The organism is Thermococcus sp. JdF3 (genome assembly GCF_012027495.1).
Classification (GTDB): domain Archaea; phylum Methanobacteriota_B; class Thermococci; order Thermococcales; family Thermococcaceae; genus Thermococcus.
Genome location: NZ_SNUK01000025.1, coordinates 1 through 448, shown reverse-complemented (window position 1 = coordinate 448; position 448 = coordinate 1). Strand labels below are relative to the sequence as shown.

Genomic DNA, 448 nt, shown 5'->3' with positions numbered 1-448 from the left:
GACAGAATAGTGCGCGAGAAGATAGCCATAAAGCCCGGCCCGGAGTTCTTCACTGAGAGGGGCTGGGACTTCTACCGGAAGAACGAGAGGGTCTGGCTGATTGGAAAGAGGCTGTACGCGGAGAAGAGGGTTAAGGAGAGCATCGTCGACGTCATCGTAGAGCTCCTGGAGAAGAATCAAGTTGCCTTGGGCAAGCAGGTAAGAGAGTTCATCCACTCCGCTGATATTCTGGTGGATTACGTTCCAGGGGAGCTCAAGAGGGAGGCATACCTCTTCCTGAGCAGGAAAAAGTGGAATTTGAAGGGCTAAGGCGGAAGTTGTCGTTCATCGAACAGCTTTTCAATCTCTTCCAGTATTCGTTTCAACTTCAAGTACTCCTCTCCATTCAGGGTTCCAAATATCAGCTCCAGTATGAAAGAGTCCCCTCCAGAGGATTTGGACTCCTTCA

At 50.4% G+C, this 448-nt stretch carries 1 pseudogene; it reads left to right on the top strand.

From position 1 onward, the window contains the following. Window positions 1–309: pseudogene (locus E3E42_RS11725) on the top strand (CCA-adding protein); the annotation flags it as partial. Between the last annotated feature and the right edge of the window lie 139 nt (window positions 310–448).